This is a genomic window from Actinomadura sp., assembly GCF_044508335.1.
Taxonomy (GTDB): Bacteria; Actinomycetota; Actinomycetes; order Streptosporangiales; family Streptosporangiaceae; genus Spirillospora.
The window spans coordinates 1896-23338 of sequence record NZ_JBIQHY010000078.1 but is presented as its reverse complement, the minus strand read 5'-3'; the positions used below and the strand labels follow the sequence as shown (position 1 = coordinate 23338).

The window sequence follows — 21443 nt, the reverse complement described above, 5'->3', positions numbered from 1 at the left end:
AGGGGTTAGGGCGGGTGCTCAGGGGTTAGGGCGGGTGCTCAGGGGTTAGGGCGGGGATTCAGCGGACTTGGCCAGGTGGCGGGTCCAGTGGAGGCCCAGGAGGTTGAGGGTTGTGCCTGTGATCAGGCAGGCCAGGCCGGGGAGGGTGCCGCAAAGGAACGGGATCGGGTGGGCGCCCAGGGCGGCGGCCATGGCCAGGCCCAGGAGGGGGAGGACGGCCAGCAGGCGAGCCGTGGCGCGGGGGCCGGCCAGCTGGACCGATATGTCCTGGCGCTGGGCCTCTTCGTCGCGGAGGGCCCCGGCCAGGCCGTCCAGGACGGTGGCCAGGGCGCCGCCGCGTTCCGCGCCGATGCGCCAGCAGGCCGCCAGCAGCCGCAGCCCCTCGGCTCCCGGTCTGGTCGCCAGTTCGTCCAGGTGGTCGGGTGGCGGACGCGGGATGTGCAGGAGTTCCCGGGACACATGCGGGTCCAGGACGGCGGCGGCCGACTTGAACGCCTCGTCGGGGGTTCGGCCGGCCGCCAGCTCGGCGGCCATGGCGTCGCAGAGTTCGATGACGGACGTCCGCCAGCGGTGCGGCCGGGTCCTGCGCTCGCGGACGGCTTCGATCCTGGTTCTCACGGCGCGCCACGGGTCGGTCGGCGGGGGTGGTGCCAGGCGGTTCAGGCGGCGGCACGCGGGAGTGGGGCCGAGGAGCGTCCAGATGGCGGCGGCTAAGCAGAGGGTGGCGAGTGCGATGGTCATCCGGCTCCTCGCAGGCGGGCTTGCAGGGCGTCGGCGCCGTGGGACGGGACTACCTCGCCGGTTGCGGTGAACGAGACGGCGGGGACGACGCCCACCAGGCCATCAGGCGCCCGGTGCAGGAGGCAGATCTCCGCTACGCGGCGGCGGCCCCCGCCCGGGTCGCGGACCAGGTGGACGACGACGTCCAGCGCGGCGGCCAACTGGCTGTGGACGGCCTCGCGGCTCAGCCCCGCCGCGCAGGCGAGCGCTTCGAGCCGGGCCGGCACGTCCGCGGCCGTGTTGGCGTGGAGGGTGCCGCAGCCGCCTTCGTGTCCGGTGTTCAAAGCCTGAAGGAGGACTACCACTTCCGAGCCTCGGACCTCGCCGACCACCAGGCGGTCGGGGCGCATGCGGAGTGCCTGGCGGACGAGGTCGTTCAACGTCACGCCCCCGGCGCCCTCCACGTTGGGCGGGCGGGCCTCCAGCCGCACCACGTGCGGATGGTCGGGTTTCAGTTCGGCGGAGTCTTCTACGAGGAGCAACCGTTCGTGCTGGTCGGCCAGTGAAAGCAGGCTGCTCAGGAGTGTGGTCTTGCCGGTTCCCGTGCCGCCGGTGATGAGGAAGGCGGCGCGGGACTCGATCAGCGCGGCGAGCAGCGCGGCCCCTTCGGGCGGGACGGTCCGCGCCGCGACCAGCTCGTCCAGGGTGAACGCGCGGCGCCGGGGCAGGCGCAGGGACAGGCAGGTGCCTCCCGCCGCCACCGGCGGGAGGACGGCGTGGAGCCGGACCCCGCCCGGCAGCCGGGCGTCGGCGTACGGGGCCGCGTCGTCGAGGCGGCGGCCGGCGGCGGCGGTGAGGCGCTGGGCCAGGCGGCGCAGCGCCGCCTCGCCGGTGAACCGCACCGGGGTGCGGACGAGGCCGGACCCGGTGTCGGCCCAGACCTCGTCCGGGCCGTTGACCAGCACGTCGGTGACGTCGGGCGAGCGCAGCAGCGGCTCGAGCGGCCCGGCCCCGACGAACTCCGCGCACAACTCGTCCGCCAGCGCCAGGACCTCCCGGTCGCCGAGCAGCCGCTCCTCCGCGCGCAGCGCCGCGGCGACCCGGCCGGTCGTCGCCTCCCCGCCGCTGCCGGCCAGCCGGTCGCGAACCGCGCCGGACAGGCGGGCCGCCCTCATGCCGCTTCCCGGTAGGCGTAGGGCTGGAGGGCCAGGTCGGCGAGGGTCTTCGCGCAGAAGTCGGCGAGAGGGCCGCGGCGGCAGGCCCGTTCCAGGTCGCCTTCGTCGGTGGCGGCGGGAAGGCGGCGGTCGCGGTCGAAGGCGCCGGCGGACGGGAGGTCCAGGGCCTGGGCGACCGCATCGGGGGTGAGGCCGCCGGGAGCCGGGCCCTGGACGACCAGGCGCAGGTCGGCGGTGTCGCGGCGGAGGGCGGCGGCCAGGCCGTCGGCGGCGACGGTGGCGCGGACCTCGGCGGGGACGAGCAGGAACGTGACGTCGGCGGAGCGCAGGGCGGCGCGGCCGATGTCGCCGGGGTAGCGCGGGACGTCCGCGACGACCAGGTCGAAGCCGCGGGCGGCGGCGTCGAGGAGGGCGCGGACGGCCTCGTCGGAGACCGGGACGGGTTCGCCGCGCCGCCAGGAGAGGACGGACAGGTCGCCCGAGCGGGGCAGGGTCTCGCGGAGCGTCGCGGTGCTGAGGCGGCCGCGGCGTTCGGCGAGGTCGTGCCAGCGGACGCCCTCGTGCTCCTCCAGGCCGAGCATGAGGTCGACGCCGCCGCCGAACGGGTCGGCGTCCAGCAGGAGGGTGCGCAGCCCCTGGCCGGCGGCGGCCAGGCCGAGCGCGGTGGCGAGGACGCTGGCGCCGGCGCCGCCGCGGGCCCCGACGACGCAGAGCGTGGTGGCCCAGCCGCCCTCGGGTTCGCAGGCCGCGGCGAACGCGTTGATCAGCCAGTCCTCGTGGTCGGGCAGCGCGGCGACGTCCTGCGCGCCGGCCTCGACGGCGAGGCGGTACGCCTCGGCGGTGGCGGAGTCGGTGACCAGGACGACGCCGGGGCGGCGCTGGAGGCCGGCGGCCGCGACGTCGGCGGCCATGTCGGCGCCCACGAGGATGAGGGCCGGCCACGTCCAGGCGGGTCTGGCCTCGTCGGCCCCGTAGGCGACCTCGGCGTGGGCGTCGGCGGCGGCCGCGAGCCGGAGCAGGCCGTCGGCGAGGGCCTGGTCGCCCGTGACGATCAGTGCCGCGAGGTTCATCGGATGCTCCTTCGACGTTCGGAGGCATCCACCTTGCGGCGCGGCGCGGGGCGGGCGCAGAGGTTCGGCGAACTGTGGATAACTTCGCCGGGCGGCGGAGCGGCGGGCGGCGGAGCGGCGGGCGGCGGAGCGGCGGGCGGCGGATCGGCGGGCGGCGGAGCGGCGGGCGGCGGCGGTGACCGTCGCCGCCCGCCCGACGCCTGGGCGACCCCCGCCGGGGGGGAGAGCGGGGGTCGCCTTACGGTCCGGCTCCGGGGGGGTAGAGCCGGTCCGTTTTCCCAGGAAAGTCTCGGTGGGAGTTCAGCATGAGCCGTGCGTAAGTCCGCCCTATGGCTGAGGCAAACTCACGACCCAGTCTAGGCAGATACAACATATGCTGCCCGATCGTCGAGAGTTCCGTCGAGGCGCAAACTCGTCCGGTGCATGACGATTTTTCTCATACTGCCGGACAGCGCGCGCCGGACGGCGCGATCCCCCTCCCCCGCACGGCCGCAAGGGGCGTCGCACGGGCTCGGAAGTGGGAGCGTACAGCAGAACTGGAGATCCTTCCCGCCGCACCGGTGATCGGCCGCCTAAATGAAACGATCACGGTGAGTGATCATTTTTGCGACCCCCAACGGGGTTACGGATAGTCCGGAATATCACCCGGCTGCCTCATCCGGCACCGGTGTCCCGTCCGGCGCCGCCGGCCACAACGGTCCGGCCTTTCCGAAGAGGGGCTTGTCAACTGCGCAGATGAGGCGTAGACAGGTTGCTACGGACCACGTGTCCGTGCACGGCAGCCGGGCACCCACGCGCGACCAGCCGCGGGAGGCGCGTCGAGGCGGGCTTGACCCGATCCGACGGATTTGAGGTGCACGCTTGGTAACCCGGTGTGACGTGACTGGCGGCGGCGTCCCAGCGCGGGGCGCCGTTCGCTTCGTGTCGGGCGGGTGCTACTCGCGGACGTCCAGCCCCAGGGCCGCCGCCAGCACGACCGCCTGATACGGGTCGATCACCGCGCGCTTCAGCTCGGCGGCGGACGGGTCCAGCGCCGAGAGGTCGCTGCCGCGCAGGTCGCAGCCGGAGAAGTCCGCCCGGTGCAGGTACGCGCCCGACAGGTCGACGCGGCGGATCTCCGCTCCCGCGCAGCGCGCGCCCGTGAGGTCGGCCTCGCGCATGCGCACGTCCGTGAAGGACGCGCGGCGCAGGTCGGCGCCCGGCAGGCCCGTGAACGACCAGTCGCCGCCCTTCACCTTCAACAGGTCGTATGTACAGGCGTCGAACATGCTGCCCACGAGCTTGCACCCCGAGAAGGCGGCGTCGAAGAAGCCGCATCGCACGAACGTGCAGTTGACGAACGCGGCATCGGTATGGGTGGACGCGTTGAAACGCACCCCGCGGAACGTGCAGTCGGTGAACACGGCACCGGTGCCGGTGGCCTCCGTCATATCGACGTCCACGAACAGGACGTTCTCGTGGTTCTCGCCCGTCAGGTCACGCGAATCCCAGTTCGCCGACGAGATCGTGGTGTCGGTGGGCGCGGCTGGACGTCCGTGCATGCGTTCGGCCATGCGCACAGCATGGCGGCACCGGCCGACAGGATCAGCCCCGCATGAACGCTTCGCAGATCGCCTGCGAGTCCCGCGCGGCGGCGGCCACCGCAGACGAGCAGTGGACGATCCACCGCACGACGCCCTCGGACGTGCCGGACGCATAGTCCCGCAAGGCCGACCGGTACTCGTCCTCCAGTTCCAGGTGCCCGACCTCGGGCGCGACCAGGGACTTGGGGTCGAGCCCACGCGACACCAGGGTGAGGCGCTGAGCGGCACGGGCGACCAGCCCGTCCCCCCAGCCGAAGGGGCGCAGCGCCATCAGTTCGCCGTGCACGATGGCCGCGACCACCAGCGCCGGCGCCTTCGTCGGGGAAGTCAGCAGCCCGCTGAGCGCGTCCAAGCGCGCCGCCACCTCGGACGGCGAGGGCGCCTCGCCCAACCCCAGGTCGTCCTTCACGGCACCCTCGTCCGTGCGCGGACGTCCCAGGTCGGCGCTGTCGACGGCGTCCGCGGCGGCGAGGACGTGCAGCCGGGCGAGCGCCTGCCGCGGCGCCTTGCGCCAGGTCTCCGTCAGCGTCCCCAGTTCGGCCGACACGCGCAGCGACCCCTGGACGACGGGGTCGGACGGGCTGTCGGCGGTGCGGAGCTCGTCCAGCGTGACCGCCGCCCCCTCCAGGACGGCCGACGCGCGGGCGCCCCGCAGCGCGGACTCCGTGGACACCTCGGCGCTGCGCCGCCGCAGGATGCGGTGGCCGAGCAGCCGGTCGACGGCCTTCCGCGCGTCGTCGACGGCACCGGCCACGCCGGGCAGGTTCGCTACATCAGCAAGGGCATCGGTCACGGCCCGACCCTATGCGGTCCGCGCGGACGCCCGGGAGACGCCCCCGGCCTCGCGAAACGTCCCCGGCCGCCGTGCGAAACGTGCCCGGCCGACCCGTGAGACGACCCGGACACTCGCGAAACGCCCCACAGAAGCGTAGAACGGAGACGGTTCCCGGATAGCGGACCTGGGAAGGCCAGTTGTGTCGGGGATCACAACAGCATCCGGATTCGTGGTGGCCGTCGAGTTCGTCTTCCACCTGAGGGATTCCGGCCTTGTGGAGACCGGGTCTTTCCTGGTGGAGTGGGGATACCGGGCGACCCCGCATCACCTGACAAGGAGTTCGCGTTGAGCCAGAGCCAAGAGACACTGTCGAACCTTCTGCAGGAGACGCGCCGCTTCGCCCCGCCCGCCGACCTCGCCGCCTCCGCCAACGTCAAGGCCGACGCCTACGAGCGGGCGTCCGCAGACCCCCTGGCGTTCTGGGCGGAGCAGGCGGACCGGCTCACCTGGACCAAGCGGTGGGACGAGGTCCTCGACTGGAGCAACCCGCCGTTCGCCAAATGGTTCGTGGGCGGCGAGCTGAACGTCGCCTACAACTGCGTCGACCGGCACGTCGAGGCCGGGCACGGAGACAAGGTCGCCTACTACTGGGAGGGCGAGCCGGGCGACAGCCGCACGATCACCTACGCCGACCTCCAGCGCGAGGTCAACAAGGCCGCGAACGCCCTGCTCGAACTCGGCGTCCGCAAGGGCGACCGGGTCGCGATCTACCTGCCGATGATCCCCGAGCTGCCGATCTCGATGCTCGCGTGCGCGCGCATCGGCGCGACGCACTCGGTGGTGTTCGGCGGCTTCTCTTCCGAGGCCCTCCGGACCCGCATCGACGACGCGGACGCCAAGCTCGTCATCACCGCCGACGGCGGCTTCCGCCGCGGCAAGCCGTCCGACCTCAAGGGGATCGTGGACGAGGCCGTCGCGCAGACGCCGTCGATCGAGCACGTCCTCGTGGTGCGCCGCACCGGCGAGCAGGTCACCGAGAACGACCGCGACCTGTGGTGGCACGACGTCGTCGACCGGCAGAGCGAGGAGCACACCGCCGAGCCCATGGACGCGGAGCACCCGCTCTACATCCTGTACACGTCCGGGACGACGGGTAAGCCCAAGGGGATCCTGCACACGACCGGCGGCTACCTGGTCCAGTGCGCCTACACCCACTGGGCCGTGTTCGACCTGAAGCCCGAAACGGACATCTACTGGTGCTCGGCCGACATCGGCTGGGTGACCGGGCACTCGTACATCGTGTACGGGCCGCTCGCCAACGGGTCGACCAGCGTCATCTACGAGGGCACCCCCGACACCCCCAACAGGGGACGCTGGTGGGACGTCATCCAGAAGTACAAGGTGTCCATCTTCTACACCGCGCCCACGGCGATCCGGACGTTCATGAAGTGGGGCGACGACATCCCCGCGCAGTACGACCTGACGTCCCTGCGCGTCCTCGGGTCGGTCGGCGAGCCGATCAACCCGGAGGCCTACATCTGGTACCGCAGGGTCATCGGCGGCGACCGGACCCCGGTCGTCGACACCTGGTGGCAGACGGAGACCGGCGCCATCATGATCAGCCCGCTGCCGGGCGTCACGGACGCCAAGCCGGGCGCGGCGATGCGCCCACTGCCGGGCATCGCCGCGGACGTGGTGGACGACCAGGGCCAGTCGGTGCCGAACGGCGGCGGCGGGTTCATGGTGCTCCGCGAGCCGTGGCCGGCCATGCTCCGGACGATCTGGGGCGACGACGAGCGGTACGTCAAGACGTACTGGTCGCGCTTCGACGGCCTGTACTTCGCGGGCGACGGCGCCAAGAAGGACGAGGACGGCGACATGTGGCTGCTCGGCCGCGTGGACGACGTCATGCTCGTGTCCGGGCACAACATCTCCACGACGGAGGTGGAGTCGGCGCTGGTGTCGCACCCGAAGGTCGCCGAGGCGGCGGTCGTCGGCGCGACCGACCCGGTGACCGGGCAGGCCATCGTCGCGTTCGTCATCCCGCGCGGCAGCGCCGGCGAGGAGGTGGAGGGCCCCGAATTCGCCAAGGAGCTGCGCGACCACGTCTCCAAGGCGCTCGGCCCGATCGCCAAGCCCCGGCAGATCCTGATGGTGCCGGAGCTGCCGAAGACCCGCTCCGGCAAGATCATGCGCCGGCTGCTCCGCGACGTCGCCGAGAACCGCAGCATCGGTGACGTCACGACCCTGGCCGACAGCACGGTCATGGACTTGATCTCGGAGAAGCTCCCGGCGAGCAAGTCCGAGGACTGACCGGCCCCGGAACGGCCCGCGCCCGCACAGGGACGCGGGCCGTTCCCATGCCCGCCCACCGCGCGGGTCCGGCTGCCGCGCGCGGGCGGCAGGTGCCCTCTCTGGCCCGCGGACGGGTGTCCGAGTAGTCGTGTTCTGGGCGGGTAAGGTGGAATCCGGTGCGCCGGGAAGTCTGGTCGGCAGGGGCTTCCCGTAATGGCGCGGGCCGGTCCCTCGAAGGAGACTGTTCACCCGCCCTACCGGGAGTCCTGCATGGCGCGCCCCTCTGTGAAGCGCCGCGTCGCCACGACGTGGCCCGTCCGCTACAAGACGCAGGTCGCCACCGCCTTGCGGACGGAGACGCTCGGCGGCGTCGTGATGCTGCTGGCGGCGATCGCCGCGCTGGTGTGGGCCAACACGCCCTGGGCGGGCGCCTACGAAAGCCTGCGGACGTTCGAGATCAGCCCGCACTGGCTGCACCTCGGGCACATGGACGTGCAGCACTGGGCGTCGAGCGGCCTGCTCGCGGTGTTCTTCTTCATCGCCGGCCTGGAGCTGCGCGAGGAGCTGACGCACGGCGAGCTCCGCAACCCGCGGGACGCGGCGCTGCCCGTCATCGCGGCGGCGGCGGGCGTGCTGGTGCCGGCGCTGGTCTTCCTCCTGGTGAGCGCCGGGGAGCCGGGCGCGCTCCGGGGATGGGCCGTGCCCACGGCGACCGACATCGCGTTCGCTCTCGCGGTGCTGGCCGTGACGTTCACCTCGTGCCCGGCGCCGCTGCGTGCGTTCCTGCTCACGCTCGCAGTGGTGGACGACCTCATCGCCATCGCCGTCATCGCGCTTTTCTACACCGCCACCGTGCACTGGACGTGGCTGGGGCTCGCGGCCGTTCTCGTCGCCGCGTACGGGGTGCTGCAGAGCAGGAACGTCCGGTCGCCGTGGGTCTACGTGCCGCTCGCCGTCCTCGCCTGGTACTTCCTCCAGCGGAGCGGGATCCACGCTACGGTCGCGGCAGTCGCACTGGGGATGCTCACCAGCCCCAAGACGACCGCGGACGAACGGCCGACGAACGCCGAGCGCACCGACCACGTGCTCAGGCCGTTCTCGGCCGGCGTGTGCGTGCCGGTGTTCGCGTTCGTGTCGGCGGGTGTCGGGCTCGGCCCGTCCCAGCTGGGCGCCGTGTTCACCGACCGGGTGGCCCTCGGCGTCGTCGCCGGACTGGTGGTCGGTAAGTTCTTGGGAGTCTTCGGCGGTGCGTGGGCGGCGGCGCGGCTCGGCCTGGCGACCCTCGGCGAGGACCTGCACTGGCACGAGATCGCGGGCGTCGCGCTCCTCGCCGGGGTGGGTTTCACCGTTTCGCTGCTGATCGGCGGTTTGGCCTATACCGACCCGTCACAATTCGAGAGAGTGACGACTGCGGTCCTGATCGCGAGCGTTCTCGCCTCGGCGGCCGCGGCCGTCGTCTTCCGGAGAAGGGTGCGTGTGCGCGCGCGCCCGAACTAAGGAGTAGAGCGATATGTCCGAGGCACTACCGGGCGAGCGCATGGAGGACAAGTCCGTCGGCGAGTTGGTCGCGCTGGCGTCCGGCAACATCTCCGATCTGGTCAGGGCCGAGATGGCACTTGCGAAGATGGAGCTGAAGGCCGACGCCAAGAAGGCCGCGCTCAGCAGCGTGATGCTGACCATCGCGGCGGTGATGGGCGGGCTCATCGTCATCCTGGCGTCGATCTCGCTCGCGCTGGGGCTCGCCGAACTGGGCCTCTGGCCTTGGCTCGCGTTCGCGGTGGTCGCGGTCTTCTACGCGCTGCTCGCCCTCCTCCTGATGTGGATCGCGAAGCGGATCGTCAAGCGGATGGAGGGTGCGAAGCGGACCCGGAAGACGCTGAAGGACGACTTCGCCGCGCTGCGGAGCCGCGGCAAGGACGACTCGGGCACTCCCGAGCTGACGGACTGACCGGCGCCATGTCCGGGCACGACGCGTCGCTGATCGAGGTCGACGGGCCGTGGACCCACCGGCAGGTCAGCGCCGGGGGGACGCGGTTCCACGTCGCCGAGGCCGGTGAGGGGCCGCTCGTCCTGCTGCTGCACGGCTTCCCCGAGTTCTGGTGGTCGTGGCACAACCAGCTCGTGTCGCTGCCCGCCGCCGGCTACCGCGCGGCGGCCGTCGACCTGCGCGGCTACGGCGGCAGCGACAAGCCGCCGCGCGGCTACGACCTGGTCACGCTGGCGGGGGACGCCGCCGGGCTCGTCCGCGCGCTGGGCGAGGCGAACGCGATCGTCGTCGGGCACGACTGGGGCGGGCTGCTCGCCTGGACGACGGCGGTGTACCACCCGAAGATCGTCCAGCGGCTGGCGGTGGTGAGCGCCCCGCATCCGCTGCGGCTGCGGCAGGCCGTCGCGGGCGACCCGCGCGGCCAGGGCTGGGCGGCGCGGCACACGTTCGGCTTCCAGCTGCCGCTGTGGCCGGAGCGGCGCCTGGTCCGCGACGACGCGGCGCTGGCGGGCAGGCTGCTGCACGACTGGTCCGGGCCGGGCTGGCCGGACGAGCGCACGGAGCAGCTCGTGCGCAAGGCGGTGCAGATCCCCGGGGCGGCCCACAGCGCCCTGGAGTACCACCGCTGGCTGATCCGGTCGCAGGCCCGCCCGGACGGCATCCGCTACGCGCACCGCATGCGCGCCCCCATCCAGGCGCCCACGCTCCAGCTGCACGGTGCGCTCGACACGTGCACCCTTCCGGCGAGCGCGCAGGGATCGGGCCGCTACGTGTCGGCCCCCTACCGCTGGAAGCTCATCGAGGGCGCGGGCCACTTCCCCCACCAGGAGCGTCCCCGCGCGTTCGACGCGCAGCTCCTCGGCTGGCTCGCCGACCCGGAGCCCGATCACTGATATCCGGGCGTACGGTGGAGCCATGCGGGATCGGGACGAGTCTGGACGCCCACGCAACGCACGCCCTCGGGACGCGTACGGGCGGCCGCTGCCTCACGGCGCCACCGGCATCCCCACCATGCCGGACGACCTCGACATGCCGCCGGACGAGGCTTTGAAAGAAGCCCAACAACTCCTGGACGCCGACCGTCCGTTCCATGCGCACGAGGTACTGGAAGCGGTCTGGAAGTCCGCCCCGGAACCGGAACGTGAGCTGTGGCGGGGCCTGGCGCAGGTCGCCGTGGGGATAACCCATCTCCGCCGGGGAAACGCACGCGGCGCCGAGGCGCTGCTGAGCCGCGCCGCCGAACGTCTCGTCCCGTACGAAACGAGCGCCCCCTACAACATCGACATACGGGGAGTCGTCCAGCGCGCACGCGACCTTGCCGCGAGCCCGGAGAACGGCCCCGTGACCCTCCGGCTCACGCTCTAGCCGAGCGGATCCGGCCGAGCGGATCCGGCCGAGCGCTGCTGCACGCGGCCCGCCCGGCCCGGCCGTCCAGCCGTATCGGCTAGTCGGAGCAGCTCTGCGTGGACACCGGGTTGGTGGCCGCCGCGCCCGCGCGCGCGTCGGGCGCGACCTCCCCCGCGGTGAGCGCGTAGCCCGTGGACGCCGTGTCGAGCGCCGCCGCGAAGATGACGCCGTAGACGCGCCCGTCCGTGGACAGCAGCGGCCCGCCCGAGTTGCCCGGCTCGACCTTGCCGCGGATGGCGTAGATCTCCCGGCTGACCTGCCCGGAGTGGTAGATGTCCGGGCCGCGCGCCGTCTGCCGGGCGCGGATCCGGGCGGCCCCCGCCGTGAACGGCTGGTTCTTCGGGAACCCGGCGATGATCGCGTCGTCGCGCACGCGGGCCTCCGGCGCGAACTGCAGCGTCGGCGCCCGCAGCCCCGGCACGTACAGGACGGCGACGTCGCGCTTGGGGTCGTAGAGGACGACCCGCCCCCGGTTGGTGGCGCCGTTGATCGTCGTCACCTTGGACGCGCCGCGCGCCCCGGCGACGACGTGCGCGTTGGTCATGATGTGCTGCGGCGCGAACACGAACCCGGTACCCTCGATGCGGCGCTGGCACTGCGGCGCGGTGCTGACCACCTTCACGATGCTGCTCTTGGCGGCCTTCAGCCCCTTGGTGGTCAGCACGGACTCGTCCGGCGGCGGCACCTGCACCACCGACTCGCCGCCGAGGCCGTTGAACACCTGCGGGAACTCGCTGCTCTTCACGAAGCCCTGGAACGAGGTGAACCAGGTCTGCGCCTGCTGCGGCATCACGTCGTTGATGCCGTTGATGATCGAGGAGCCCTTGACCTGCGTCCGGACGGGCTTGAACTCGGAATTGGCGACCAGGCTGCCGAAGAACCACGCGACGATCAGCAGTGACATCGCGCTGACGAACGTGCCGCCGACCGCGTCCGCGGTGCGGGCGTTCAAGCCGGTCACCCGGTTGCGCAGCACGGCGCCGAGGGACGAGGCGATCAGCTGCCCGAGGGTGGCGGCCAGGAACGCGATCACGATGGCGAGCAGCGCCTGCTGCGCGGCGCCGTCCACCGCCGCCTCGGCGATCGGCGGCGCGATCAGGACGCCGATGACGCCGCCGCCGACGAAGCCGACGAAGCTCAGCAGGCTCACGATGAAGCCCTGCCGGTAGCCCGAGACTCCGAACAGCACGACGAGCACGAGCAGGATGAGATCGAGAACGTGGTCGTGCAGCACCGCTTCACCGTACTGTGCCGGGCGGCCGCTTCACGTCCCCTCGATGTACCAGATTGGGGTGCGCCGGGTAGCCGTCAGGTGTGACACACGCCCGTGACCAAGGGGTGACCGTCCGGAAAGGCCGCGCTGACCAGGCGCATCATTTCCGGCGCGATGGAACGTACCAGTTCAATCGCAATTCAGGAGATTCTCAGCTGCGTGCGGCGAGGTCCAGCACCTCGGGCGGCAGGTCCTCCACATGGGCGGCGTTCCACGGCCGGTTCCAGCCGCCGGCCTCCAGGACCTGGGTGAGCAGCGCGGCCGTGAACCCCCACACGAACAGGTCGCGGACGCGGAACGCCGGCCCCATCCTGATCCCGGACGGATGCCGGACCGTGAGCCGGTTCGCCGGGTCGACCAGCTCGTCCAGCGGGACGCGCGCGACCGTCGCGACCTCCCCCGGATGGCCGGGCGCGATCTCCGACGGCTCCCGCCACCAGCCGGCGACGGGCGTGACGCGGTGCCGGCTGTGCGACAGGTACAGCTCGGGCAGCGTGCAGATGACGTCCACCCCGGCCGGTTCGACGCCGGCCTCCTCCTTCGCCTCGCGCAGCGCCGCCGCGACCGGGCCGTCGTCCTCGGGGTCGATGCGGCCGCCGGGGAACGCGCACTCCCCGGCGTGCTTGTTCAGCGTGGCGGCGCGCTCGGTGAGCAGGACGTCCGGGCCGTGCGGGCCCTCTCCGAACAGGATGAGGACGGCGGCGGCGCGGGCGTCCGGCACCGGCCGGAACATCGGCGGCACCGGCAGCCTGGGGCCTTCCAGGCGGAAGCGTTCGAGCCACTCGGGGGTGCTCGGGGCGGTCTCGGTCACGTCCGTCCCAACCGCGGAACGGTCGCGTTCCTTCCCGGCGCGCCCTCCTGCCCGGCCGTCACGAGAACGGTCCGGGCTTGACGAGCTTGCGCGCGGTCTCCTCGTCGGTCGGCCCTTCGCCGAAGGACGGGCACAGCCGGGCGAGCGGGCACACCCCGCAGGCGGGACGGCGCGCGTGGCACATGCGGCGGCCGTGCCAGATGAGCCTGTGCGACAGCATCGTCCAGTCCTTGCGCGGGATCAGCTCGCCGACCTCCTGCTCGACCTTCACGGGGTCGTCCTCGGTCGTCCAGCCGAAGCGCCGCGCGAGACGGCCGAAGTGGGTGTCGACCGTGATCCCGGGGACGTCGAACGCGTTCCCCAGGACGACGTTGGCCGTCTTGCGCCCGACACCGGGCAGCTTGACGAGGTCTTCCAGCCGCGCTGGGACCTCCCCGCCGAACTGGTCGCGCAATGCCGCGGACAGCCCCATGACCGACTTGGTCTTGGCGCGGAAGAACCCGGTGGGCTTCAGGATGGCCTCGACGTCCTCGGGGTTCGCGGCGGCGAGGTCCTCCGGGGTGGGGTACTTGGCGAACAGCTCCGGCGTCGTCATGTTGACCCGCGCGTCGGTGGTCTGCGCGGACAGGACGGTCGCGACGAGGAGCTGGAACGGCGTCCCGAAGTCGAGCTCGCAGTGCGCGTCCGGGTAGGTCTCGGCCAGGATCCGGTTCATCTTGCGCGCACGCCGGACGAGCGCCAGCCGGGACTCGTCCTTCCACTTCCGGGCACGCGCCTTCGGGGCCGCCTCCGTCGCCATACCGGCCAGCCTACGGTGTCCGCGCGGCGGGGCGGCCCGACTTCCCGCCCATTGGACCGATCTTAAAAAGACGGACATGTTCATTAATGGTAGGGTCGCGGCATGATCCTTGACTCCCTCCGGTGGGACTCGTCCCCGTGGCCGGCGACCCTCGCCGGGCGGCGCGTGCTGATCACCGGCGCCGCGCGGGGCATCGGCGCGGCCCTCGCCGCCCGGCTGCACGGGCGCGGCGCCCGCGTCGCGCTCGCCGGCCTGGAACCCGGCCTGCTCGCCGGCGTCGCCGGGGAGTGCGGGCCGGCGCCCTGGTGGACCTGCGACGTGACCGACCGCGCCCGCGTCGAGGAAGTCGTGGACCTCGCCGTCCGCGAACTGGGCGGGCTGGACGTCGTCGTGGCCAACGCGGGCGTGGCCGCGCAGATGCCCGTCATCGGGGGCGACCCGTCCGTCCTGGAGCAGAGCCTCCGCGTCAACGTGCTCGGCGTCTACAACACGCTCCGCGCGGCCGGGCCGCACATCAGCCACGAGCGCGGCTACGCGCTGGCGGTCGCGTCCCTCGCCGCGGCCGTGCACGCACCCCTGCTGGGCGCCTACAGCGCGTCCAAGGCGGCGGTCGAGGCCCTCGGCAACACGCTGAGGGCCGAGCTGAGGCCGTACGGCGCGAAGGCGGGCGTCGCCTACTTCGCCGAACTCGACACCGACATGACGCGGCGCGGGTTCAGCACCGAGGCGGCGTCGGCCCTGACGAACTCGGGCCGCGCGAGCAGCCTCATCTCCGCCGTCACGCCGCTGAAGGTCGGGATCGACGCCCTGGAGCGCGGGATCGCCCGCCGCTCCAAGCGGGTCGTCGCCCCATGGTGGGTCGGCGGCGTCCTCCCGGTCCGGATGCTCGCGCAACCCGTCGTCGACGGCGCCGTCCAGCGCGGGCTCCGCGAGATCCTGGAGATCGCGCGGAAGGAGCGGGTCGAGCTGACCACGCCGCAACCGGACTCCCGCCGGTGACGGCGCCGCGCGTCCGGCCCGGCGGCGTCCGCGACGTCGGCGCGGTGAACTGGCTCGCCTGCCGCGTCGCGGGCCGGGCGGCCGGAACCGGCCCGCCGAACCTCTTCCTGACGCTGGCGCGCCGCCGCGGCCTGTTCCGCGGCTGGCTGTGGTTCGCCGGGCGCCTCATGCCGGGCGGCACCCTGCCGCGGCGCGAGACCGAGCTGGTGATCCTGCGGGTCGCGCACCTGCGCGACTGCCGCTACGAGTTCGACCACCACGTGCGCATCGCCGGGCGCTCCGGCGTCCGGAAACGGGACGTCGAGCGCGTCAAGGAGGGCCCGTCCGCCGACGGCTGGACGCCGCGCGAACAGGCGATCCTCGCCGCGACCGACGCACTGCACGCCGACCGGGACGTGGACGACGACACCTGGGCGCGCCTCCGCGCCCACCTCACCGAGGGCGAGTGCGTGGAGCTGACCGTGCTCGTCGGGCACTACGAGATGCTCGCCACCGTGATCACCGCTCTCCGCGTCCAGCCCGACCGCCCCCGTCGCTCCGGGGCCCGTTGAGAGGGACGCCCCAGGTCACTTCTCCGCGCCGTCCAACACCCCTGAGCGGAGCAGGAGGCGCACATGGTCGACGACCGGGGGGCCGACCGCGCGCAACGCCTCCATGTCACCGGCCGCGACCGCCGGCGTCACCATCGAGCTCACCGCCGACACGACGACCTGGCACGCGAACCGACCCGCCGGACCCGGCACACCCATCAGGCCCGCCAGGGCCTCGGCCAGGTCGTGCTGTATCTCGGACCGCCGCCGGATGGCCTCCGGACCGGCCGCGTACACCTCCACCAGGAACAGCCGCGCGTACCCCGGCTCGGACGCCAGCGCCTCCAGGTACGTGGTGACGGCCCGCTCGAACCGGGCCGCCGCGTCGCCCCCGCCCTCCGCGGCGCCCTCCAGCCGGCGGATCACCAGTTCGCTCGCCTGGTCGAACGCCGCCATGAAGCAGTCGAGCTTGGACGAGAACAGCCCGTAGAAGCTCTGCCGCGACACACGGGCCCGTTTAAGGACGTCCTCAACCGACGTGCCGACGTACCCTTTCTCCGCCATCGCCGCCGCCATGGCCGCGCAGAGGCGGTCACGGTGCACCCGCTCGACCTCCTCGCGGGACAGCGCGTGACGGCCCCGCGGAAGCCGGCGCGGCACGGGGCCGGACCCGGAGCTCTGCATCCGCTCAGGTTAAGGCACCCGCGCCCGCCGCCCGGCTCGTCCGATAACAGGCGATGAGACCGGTGTGATGGCATTCACCCGCCGGTCCGTACACTGGGCGAACGGGACCGTGACCCGCCGCGGGACGAACACTCCCGGTTCCGCGTTTCGGCGCGCCGTGACCCTGCCTTCACGTACGCGGTGGGACGTACGTCACACTAGGCATGTAGGTGTTCGAGGAGGAGAAGCGTGACCGATCGCGACGTGGACGTTCTGAGCAGAGCCCCGCTCTTCGAGGCCCTCGACGAGCAGGGCGCCAAGGCGCTGCGCGCCAACGTGACCGAAGCGCGTCTCGCGCGCGGTCAGACGCTGTTCAACGAGGGCGAGACCGGAGACCGGCTGTACGTCGTCCTCGAAGGCAAGATCAAGCTGACCCGGACGGCGCCGGACGGCCGGGAGAACCTGCTGAGCGTGCTCGGCCCGTCCGAGATGTTCGGGGAGCTGTCGCTGTTCGACCCGCGGCCCCGCACCGCGAGCGCCATAGCGGTCACCGAGTGCCGCCTCGCCGGGCTCGGCCACGACGACCTGCGGCCCTGGCTCACCGGGCACCCGGAGGTCGCCGTCCAGCTGCTCCGCGCCCTGGCGCAGCGGCTCCGCAAGACCAACGACGTGATGGCCGACCTCGTCTTCACCGACGTGCCCGGACGCGTCGCCAAGGCGCTGCTCGACCTCGCGGAGCGGTTCGGGCAGCCGTCCGAGGCGGGCCTGCACGTCCACCACGACCTCACGCAGGAGGAGCTGGCGCAGCTCGTCGGCGCCTCCCGGGAGACCGTCAACAAGGCGCTCGCCGACTTCGCCCAGCGCAACTGGCTGCGCATCGAGGCGCGCGCCGTCGTCATCCTCGACATCGAACGCCTCCGCAAGCGCTCGAAGTAGCCGCGGCCGCCTCCGGCACCGCGCGTCCGGTGCCGCGTGACCGGTGCCGCGTGACCGGTGCCGCGTGACCGGCGCCGCGCGTCCGGCCCGGCCGCGCCGCGCGTCCGGCCCGCCGGCGCCCCGGAGGGCCGGCGGGTCAGCGGCGGGAGTCGAGGTAGTCCAGTTGCGCCTGCACCGACCACTCGGCCGCGGGCCACAGCGACTTGTCGACGTCCGCGTAGACGCGTTCGACGACCTCGCGCGCCGTGCGCGCGCCCGCGGCCACCGCCGCCTCGACCTGCGCGAGACGCTCGCGGCGGTGGTCGATGTAGTGGTCGAGCACGGCGATCGGGTCGTCCAGCTTGGGGCCGTGGCCGGGGAGGACGGTGGCGGCCTCGACGTCGGCGGCGAAGCGGCGGAGCCGGTCGAGCGACGCGAGGTAGTCGCCGAGGCCGCCCTCCAGCACCGTCGTCCCGTAGCCGAGGACGGTGTCGCCGGTGAGGACCGCGCCGTCCGCCGGCAGCCAGAAGGTCAGCGAGTCGTCGCTGTGGCCCGGCGTCTCCATGATCCGCAGTTCCAGGCCGCCCGTGGTGACGACGTCCCCTTCCGCGAGCCCCTCGTCGCCGAGCCGGTGCCTGGGGTCGAGCGCCCGCACCTTGACGGACCCGCCGGCGAGCTTCGCGAACTTCCCGGCGCCCGCCGAATGGTCCGGATGGCCGTGGGTCAGCAGGACCAGCCCGACGCGCCGCCCCTGCGCCTCGACGACGTCCAGGACGCGCCGCAGATGCCTGCCGTCCTTCGGCCCGGGATCGACGACGACCGCCTCGTCCGACCCCGGCTCGGCGATGATCCACGTGTTCGTGCCGTCCAGGGTCATGGCGGACGGGTTCGGAGCGAGCACGCAGGTCGCCCGCTCAGTGCCCATCCCGTCGATCTCCGTCATGTCTCCCATCCTGCCCGAGGCCCGATCCGGGTGACGGGCCGGGTTCCAGCCGAAACGGTCGAGATGCCGCAGCGCGGACGTGCCGGCGAGCCGCCACATGGCGGCCTGCCGCCACGCGGCGGCCCGGGCACCGGGCACGCGCCTCATCCCCGGTAGTGCCGCTCGACGCCGTCCGGCAGGACGAGATACGCCTCGCCGTCGATGATCTCCGCCGTGGGCTCGTGCACGACGATCTCGCGCCGCGCGGCCAGCACGTCCGCCACCGTGTCGAACTCCGCCAGCTCGGCCAGCGTCGCGACCGTCGGCGGCAGCATCATCCACTCGCCCTTCGCCGCGCGCTCGGCCGCCTCCGCGGGACGCACCCAGGCGACCTCGTCGGCCTCGGTGCTGACGTCCCTGGCCCGCTGCCCCTCCGGCATCGCGGCGACGAAGAAGCGGGTGTCGTAGCGCTTCGGCTCGATCGCCGGGGTGATCCAGTGCGCCCACGGGCGCAGCAGGTCGGCGCGCAGCACGAGGCCGCGCCGGTCGAGGAAGCCGCCGAACGACTGGGAGCGGTCCAGCAGCGCCCGCCGGTCGGCCTCCCAGTCGTCGCCGCGGGTGTCGTCCACGACGGTCTCGCCCGTCGGCCCGGCAAGCAGGACCAGCGTCTCCTCGAACGTCTCCCGGACCGCCGCGCACACCAGCTCGCGGGCCAGCGTCTCGTCCGCCTTGAACGCCGCGCCCCACTCGGCGGGCGGCGGCCCGGACCAGGCCAGGTCGGCCTCGCCGTCGCGCGGGTCGACGGACCCGCCCGGGAACACGTAGGCGCCCGGCGCGAACGCCATCGACCGGACGCGGCGCAGCATGAACGCCTGCAGCCCGTGCCGGTCGTGGTCGCGGAGCACCACGACGGTCGCCGCGTGCCGGGCCGGAGCGGGCTCCGCCCGGCCCGCCCGGATGTCCTCGATCCGATCCCGGAAGCTCGCCGGCAGCTTCAGCCCGTGCACAGTGCCCATGGCGAGTCATTCGGACATACCGAATGGCGTTCCGTCAAGCCTCGGTCCTACTCGACCTCGGCGATGAGCTCCACCTCGACGGGCACGTCCCGGGGCAGGGCGGCGACGCCCACGGCGCTGCGCGCGTGCTTGCCCGCGTCCCCGAACACCTCGACGAGCAGGTCGCTCGCCCCGTTGACCACCTCCGGCTGCCCGGTGAAGTCCGGCGCGCTGGCGACGAACCCGAGGACCTTCACGATCCGGACGACCCGCGACAGCTCGCCGACCTCCGCCTTGAGCGCCGCGACGCAGTTCAGCGCGCAGATCCGCGCCTGCCGGGCGGCCTCCTCCGCGCTGACCTCGGCGCCCACCTTCCCGGTGGCGCCCAGCTCGCCCTTCACCAGCGGGATCTGGCCCGCCGTGTAGACGAGCGAGCCCGTCCGCGCGGTCGGCACGTACGACGCGACCGGCTGGACGACGTCCGGCAGCTCGATCCCCAGCTCCCGCAGCCGCTCCTCGGGGGTGCTCATGACTGGACCTCGCGCTTGAAGTAGGCCACGAGGTTCTCCGGGTTCGGGCCCGGCAGGACGGTGACGAGCTCCCACCCGTCCTGGCCCCAGTTGTCAAGGATCTGCTTGGTCGCGTGCACCAGCAGCGGAACGGTCGCGTACTCCCACTTCTTCATGGCGTTCACCCTAGCGACGCGCCTGCTGGAACCTCGTTCGACCTTGCCTTGGCCGAGGTCGCGTCATAGCGTTCGCGGGCGTCGTGCACGTCGTCCATGTGGCGGTTCGCCCAGTCGATCATCGTGGCGATCAGCGGGACGATCCGGTCGCCCAGCGGCGTCAGCGCGTACTCGACCTGCACCGGGACGGCCGGGGTGACCGTGCGCGCCACGAAGCCGTCCCGCTCCAGGGAGCGCAGCGTCTGCGTGAGCATCTTCGCGCTGACGCCCGGCATGGCCCGGCTGACCTCGGCGTACCGGCGCGGCCCCCGCGCCAGCTCCCACAGGATCAGCGTGCTCCACTGCTTGCCGACGACGCCCAGCAGCTGGTTCATCGGGCACGCCTCCATGAAGGCGCCGAACGCCTCCCGCTCCTTCTCGCGGCGCTGCGCCGCCGTCATCGTCGCCATGCTGCGGGCTCACCTCCGGGTACGGAACGCACTCGGAGGTAACTTCTTCCGGACGCGCGCTGTTCCGGCGACAGTGATCGGCGCGGGGGTCCTCCCGCGTCATCCCACTTCACGCAAGGAGTACCGGCATGCGCGCGATCATCGTCACGGCGCCCGGCGGGCCGGAGGCACTGCAGGACGCCGACGTCCCGGAGCCCGTCCCGGGGGCCGGCCAGGTGCGGATCAGGGTCGCGGCGGCGGCCGTCAACCCGGTGGACGCCGCCGTCCGCTCCGGCGGGCTCGCCCGCGCCGGCCTCATGGCGTTCGGCACGCGCCCGGCGTTCGGCATCGGGATGGACGTGGCCGGCACGGTCGACGCCGCCGCCCCGGACGTCACCGGCCTCGCGCCCGGCGACCGGGTCATCGGCCTGCAGGACCGGCTGGACGTCCCCGTCGCCGGCTACGCGGAGTCGATCGTCCTCGACGCCTCCGCCGTCGCGCACGCACCCCGCTCGGCGTCACCGGCCGAGGCGGCGACGCTGCCGCTGAACGGCCTGACCGCCCTGCAGGCGCTCGACCTGCTCGACCTTCCGCCCGGGGCGACGCTGCTGGTCACGGGCGCCGCCGGCGCCGTCGGCGGCTACGCCGTCGAACTCGCCGCGCACCGCGGGCTGCGCGTCGTCGCCTCCGCCTCCGCGGCGGACGAGGAACTGGTGCGGGGCCTCGGCGCGGAGATGTTCGTCAGCCGCGACGCCCACCTCGCGGACGCGGTGCGCGCACTCGTCCCCGGCGGCGTCGACGGGGCCGTGGACGCGGCGCTCCTCGCCGCCGCGGCGCTCGACGCCGTCCGCAACGGCGGCTCGTTCGCCGCGGTCAACGGCGGCCCGGCCGTCCCCGTCCCGCTGCGCGGGATCACCGTCCGCAACGAATGGATCCGCGCGGACGCCGCGCAACTGGCCTACCTGGCCGACCTCGTGGACAGGGGCCGCCTCACCCTCCGCGTGGCCGACACCCTGCCCCTCTCGGAAGCCCGCAAGGCCCACACCCGCCTGGAAGCCGGCGGCCTCCGAGGCCGCCTGGTCCTGATCCCCTGACCGCGCCTCTTGATCCCACGGCCGGCAGCCGCAGCTCCGGCCTGCGGACCCCGGCCGACGCATCCCGCCAAACAGGCGTCCAGGTCGAGGCCGCAGGCTCAGCAGGAGTCAGACGGGCGCTCGGCGCGCAGCATGACCCGCGGAGGGCGCTCGTCCACATCGAGCACACCCAGTAGCCGCCGCGCCCGCCCCTGCCGACCCCGGCCAACACGCCCCGCCGAACGGCGCGCCCAGGTCGAGACCGCAGGCTCAGCAGGAATCGGACGGGCGCTCGGCGCGGAGCATGACGCGGCGGAGAAGGTCGGAGAGGGTACGGC

At 73.1% G+C, this 21443-nt stretch carries 23 protein-coding genes; 9 read left to right on the top strand and 14 right to left on the bottom strand.

What is annotated here, in order from left to right:
* Positions 1-45: 45 nt before the first annotated feature.
* From ACIWVC_RS23520 to ACIWVC_RS23500, 5 genes are all read right to left on the bottom strand, one after another.
* The gene (locus ACIWVC_RS23520) at positions 46-741 is read right to left on the bottom strand and encodes a type II secretion system F family protein (RefSeq protein WP_396449759.1); all 696 of its coding nucleotides are present in this window, start codon (positions 739-741) and stop codon (positions 46-48) included.
* Positions 738-1895, bottom strand: coding sequence for a TadA family conjugal transfer-associated ATPase (locus tag ACIWVC_RS23515; protein ID WP_396449758.1), 1158 nt, complete (start codon positions 1893-1895; stop codon positions 738-740). Before ACIWVC_RS23515 ends, ACIWVC_RS23520 begins: the two co-directional genes overlap by 4 nt.
* Positions 1892-2965 carry a septum site-determining protein Ssd gene (ssd, locus tag ACIWVC_RS23510; protein WP_396449757.1) on the bottom strand — a complete coding sequence of 358 codons (1074 nt, stop codon included), beginning with the start codon at positions 2963-2965 and terminating at the stop codon, positions 1892-1894. Before ssd ends, ACIWVC_RS23515 begins: the two co-directional genes overlap by 4 nt.
* Positions 2966-3900: 935 nt before the next feature.
* On the bottom strand, positions 3901-4518 hold the full coding sequence (locus ACIWVC_RS23505) for a pentapeptide repeat-containing protein (RefSeq protein ID WP_396449756.1): 618 nt from the start codon (positions 4516-4518) through the stop codon (positions 3901-3903).
* 31 nt (positions 4519-4549) lie between these two features.
* The gene (locus ACIWVC_RS23500; RefSeq protein WP_396449755.1) at positions 4550-5341 is read right to left on the bottom strand and encodes a Fic family protein; all 792 of its coding nucleotides are present in this window, start codon (positions 5339-5341) and stop codon (positions 4550-4552) included.
* A gap of 327 nt (positions 5342-5668) precedes the next feature.
* Here ACIWVC_RS23500 and acs point away from each other — a divergent pair, with 327 nt between their 5' ends.
* The 5 genes from acs to ACIWVC_RS23475 all read left to right on the top strand — a co-directional run bounded on the left by acs (position 5669) and on the right by ACIWVC_RS23475 (position 10970).
* Entirely contained in the window at positions 5669-7636 is a 1968-nt protein-coding gene (acs, locus tag ACIWVC_RS23495; protein ID WP_396449754.1) for an acetate--CoA ligase, read from the top strand.
* Between the two features lie 252 nt (positions 7637-7888).
* Entirely contained in the window at positions 7889-9115 is a 1227-nt protein-coding gene (nhaA, locus tag ACIWVC_RS23490; protein ID WP_396454578.1) for a Na+/H+ antiporter NhaA, read from the top strand.
* A gap of 13 nt (positions 9116-9128) precedes the next feature.
* Positions 9129-9566 carry a phage holin family protein gene (locus tag ACIWVC_RS23485; protein ID WP_396449752.1) on the top strand — a complete coding sequence of 146 codons (438 nt, stop codon included), beginning with the start codon at positions 9129-9131 and terminating at the stop codon, positions 9564-9566.
* Between the two features lie 8 nt (positions 9567-9574).
* Positions 9575-10498 (top strand): alpha/beta fold hydrolase, encoded by a 924-nt coding sequence (locus tag ACIWVC_RS23480; RefSeq protein ID WP_396449751.1) that lies wholly within the window; start codon positions 9575-9577, stop codon positions 10496-10498.
* A gap of 118 nt (positions 10499-10616) precedes the next feature.
* Positions 10617-10970, top strand: a complete 354-nt coding sequence (locus ACIWVC_RS23475; RefSeq protein WP_396449750.1) for a DUF309 domain-containing protein — start codon at positions 10617-10619, stop codon at positions 10968-10970.
* Positions 10971-11049: 79 nt separating this feature from the next.
* On the opposite strand, the gene ACIWVC_RS23470 is transcribed toward ACIWVC_RS23475, so the two are convergent.
* The 3 genes from ACIWVC_RS23470 to nth all read right to left on the bottom strand — a co-directional run bounded on the left by ACIWVC_RS23470 (position 11050) and on the right by nth (position 13895).
* Positions 11050-12246: a MarP family serine protease gene (locus ACIWVC_RS23470; RefSeq protein ID WP_396449749.1), complete on the bottom strand. Its 1197-nt coding sequence runs from the start codon at positions 12244-12246 to the stop codon at positions 11050-11052.
* 190 nt (positions 12247-12436) lie between these two features.
* Positions 12437-13018, bottom strand: coding sequence for an NUDIX hydrolase (locus ACIWVC_RS23465; protein WP_396449768.1), 582 nt, complete (start codon positions 13016-13018; stop codon positions 12437-12439).
* 136 nt (positions 13019-13154) lie between these two features.
* On the bottom strand, positions 13155-13895 hold the full coding sequence (gene nth, locus ACIWVC_RS23460) for an endonuclease III (protein WP_396449748.1): 741 nt from the start codon (positions 13893-13895) through the stop codon (positions 13155-13157).
* A 102-nt stretch (positions 13896-13997) separates the two neighbouring features.
* Here nth and ACIWVC_RS23455 point away from each other — a divergent pair, with 102 nt between their 5' ends.
* Both ACIWVC_RS23455 and ACIWVC_RS23450 read left to right on the top strand, forming a co-directional pair.
* Positions 13998-14894 carry an SDR family NAD(P)-dependent oxidoreductase gene (locus ACIWVC_RS23455; protein WP_396449747.1) on the top strand — a complete coding sequence of 299 codons (897 nt, stop codon included), beginning with the start codon at positions 13998-14000 and terminating at the stop codon, positions 14892-14894.
* Positions 14891-15445 (top strand): carboxymuconolactone decarboxylase family protein, encoded by a 555-nt coding sequence (locus ACIWVC_RS23450; RefSeq protein WP_396449746.1) that lies wholly within the window; start codon positions 14891-14893, stop codon positions 15443-15445. The genes ACIWVC_RS23455 and ACIWVC_RS23450 overlap by 4 nt, the downstream gene beginning before the upstream one ends.
* A 15-nt stretch (positions 15446-15460) precedes the next feature.
* Here the strand turns inward: ACIWVC_RS23450 and ACIWVC_RS23445 are convergent, their stop codons facing one another.
* Positions 15461-16108 carry a TetR/AcrR family transcriptional regulator gene (locus ACIWVC_RS23445; RefSeq protein WP_396449745.1) on the bottom strand — a complete coding sequence of 216 codons (648 nt, stop codon included), beginning with the start codon at positions 16106-16108 and terminating at the stop codon, positions 15461-15463.
* A 228-nt stretch (positions 16109-16336) separates the two neighbouring features.
* On the opposite strand from ACIWVC_RS23445, the gene ACIWVC_RS23440 reads away from it, so the two are divergent.
* Complete coding sequence (locus tag ACIWVC_RS23440) at positions 16337-17023, top strand: Crp/Fnr family transcriptional regulator (RefSeq protein ID WP_131935942.1); 687 nt, start codon at positions 16337-16339, stop codon at positions 17021-17023.
* Between the two features lie 136 nt (positions 17024-17159).
* Here the strand turns inward: ACIWVC_RS23440 and ACIWVC_RS23435 are convergent, their stop codons facing one another.
* The 5 genes from ACIWVC_RS23435 to ACIWVC_RS23415 form a co-directional block, all read right to left on the bottom strand.
* A complete protein-coding gene (locus tag ACIWVC_RS23435) occupies positions 17160-17945 on the bottom strand; it encodes an MBL fold metallo-hydrolase (RefSeq protein ID WP_396449767.1) in 786 nt (261 codons plus the stop codon).
* A gap of 143 nt (positions 17946-18088) precedes the next feature.
* Entirely contained in the window at positions 18089-18940 is an 852-nt protein-coding gene (locus ACIWVC_RS23430) for an NUDIX hydrolase (protein WP_396449744.1), read from the bottom strand.
* A 47-nt stretch (positions 18941-18987) separates the two neighbouring features.
* A complete protein-coding gene (locus ACIWVC_RS23425; protein WP_396449743.1) occupies positions 18988-19449 on the bottom strand; it encodes a RidA family protein in 462 nt (153 codons plus the stop codon).
* The gene (locus ACIWVC_RS23420; RefSeq protein WP_021591512.1) at positions 19446-19604 is read right to left on the bottom strand and encodes a DUF4177 domain-containing protein; all 159 of its coding nucleotides are present in this window, start codon (positions 19602-19604) and stop codon (positions 19446-19448) included. The genes ACIWVC_RS23425 and ACIWVC_RS23420 overlap by 4 nt, the downstream gene beginning before the upstream one ends.
* 5 nt (positions 19605-19609) lie before the next feature.
* On the bottom strand, positions 19610-20053 hold the full coding sequence (locus ACIWVC_RS23415) for a winged helix-turn-helix transcriptional regulator (RefSeq protein WP_396449742.1): 444 nt from the start codon (positions 20051-20053) through the stop codon (positions 19610-19612).
* 128 nt (positions 20054-20181) lie between these two features.
* On the opposite strand from ACIWVC_RS23415, the gene ACIWVC_RS23410 reads away from it, so the two are divergent.
* Positions 20182-21126: an NADP-dependent oxidoreductase gene (locus ACIWVC_RS23410; RefSeq protein ID WP_396454577.1), complete on the top strand. Its 945-nt coding sequence runs from the start codon at positions 20182-20184 to the stop codon at positions 21124-21126.
* The last annotated feature ends 317 nt before the right edge of the window (positions 21127-21443 follow it).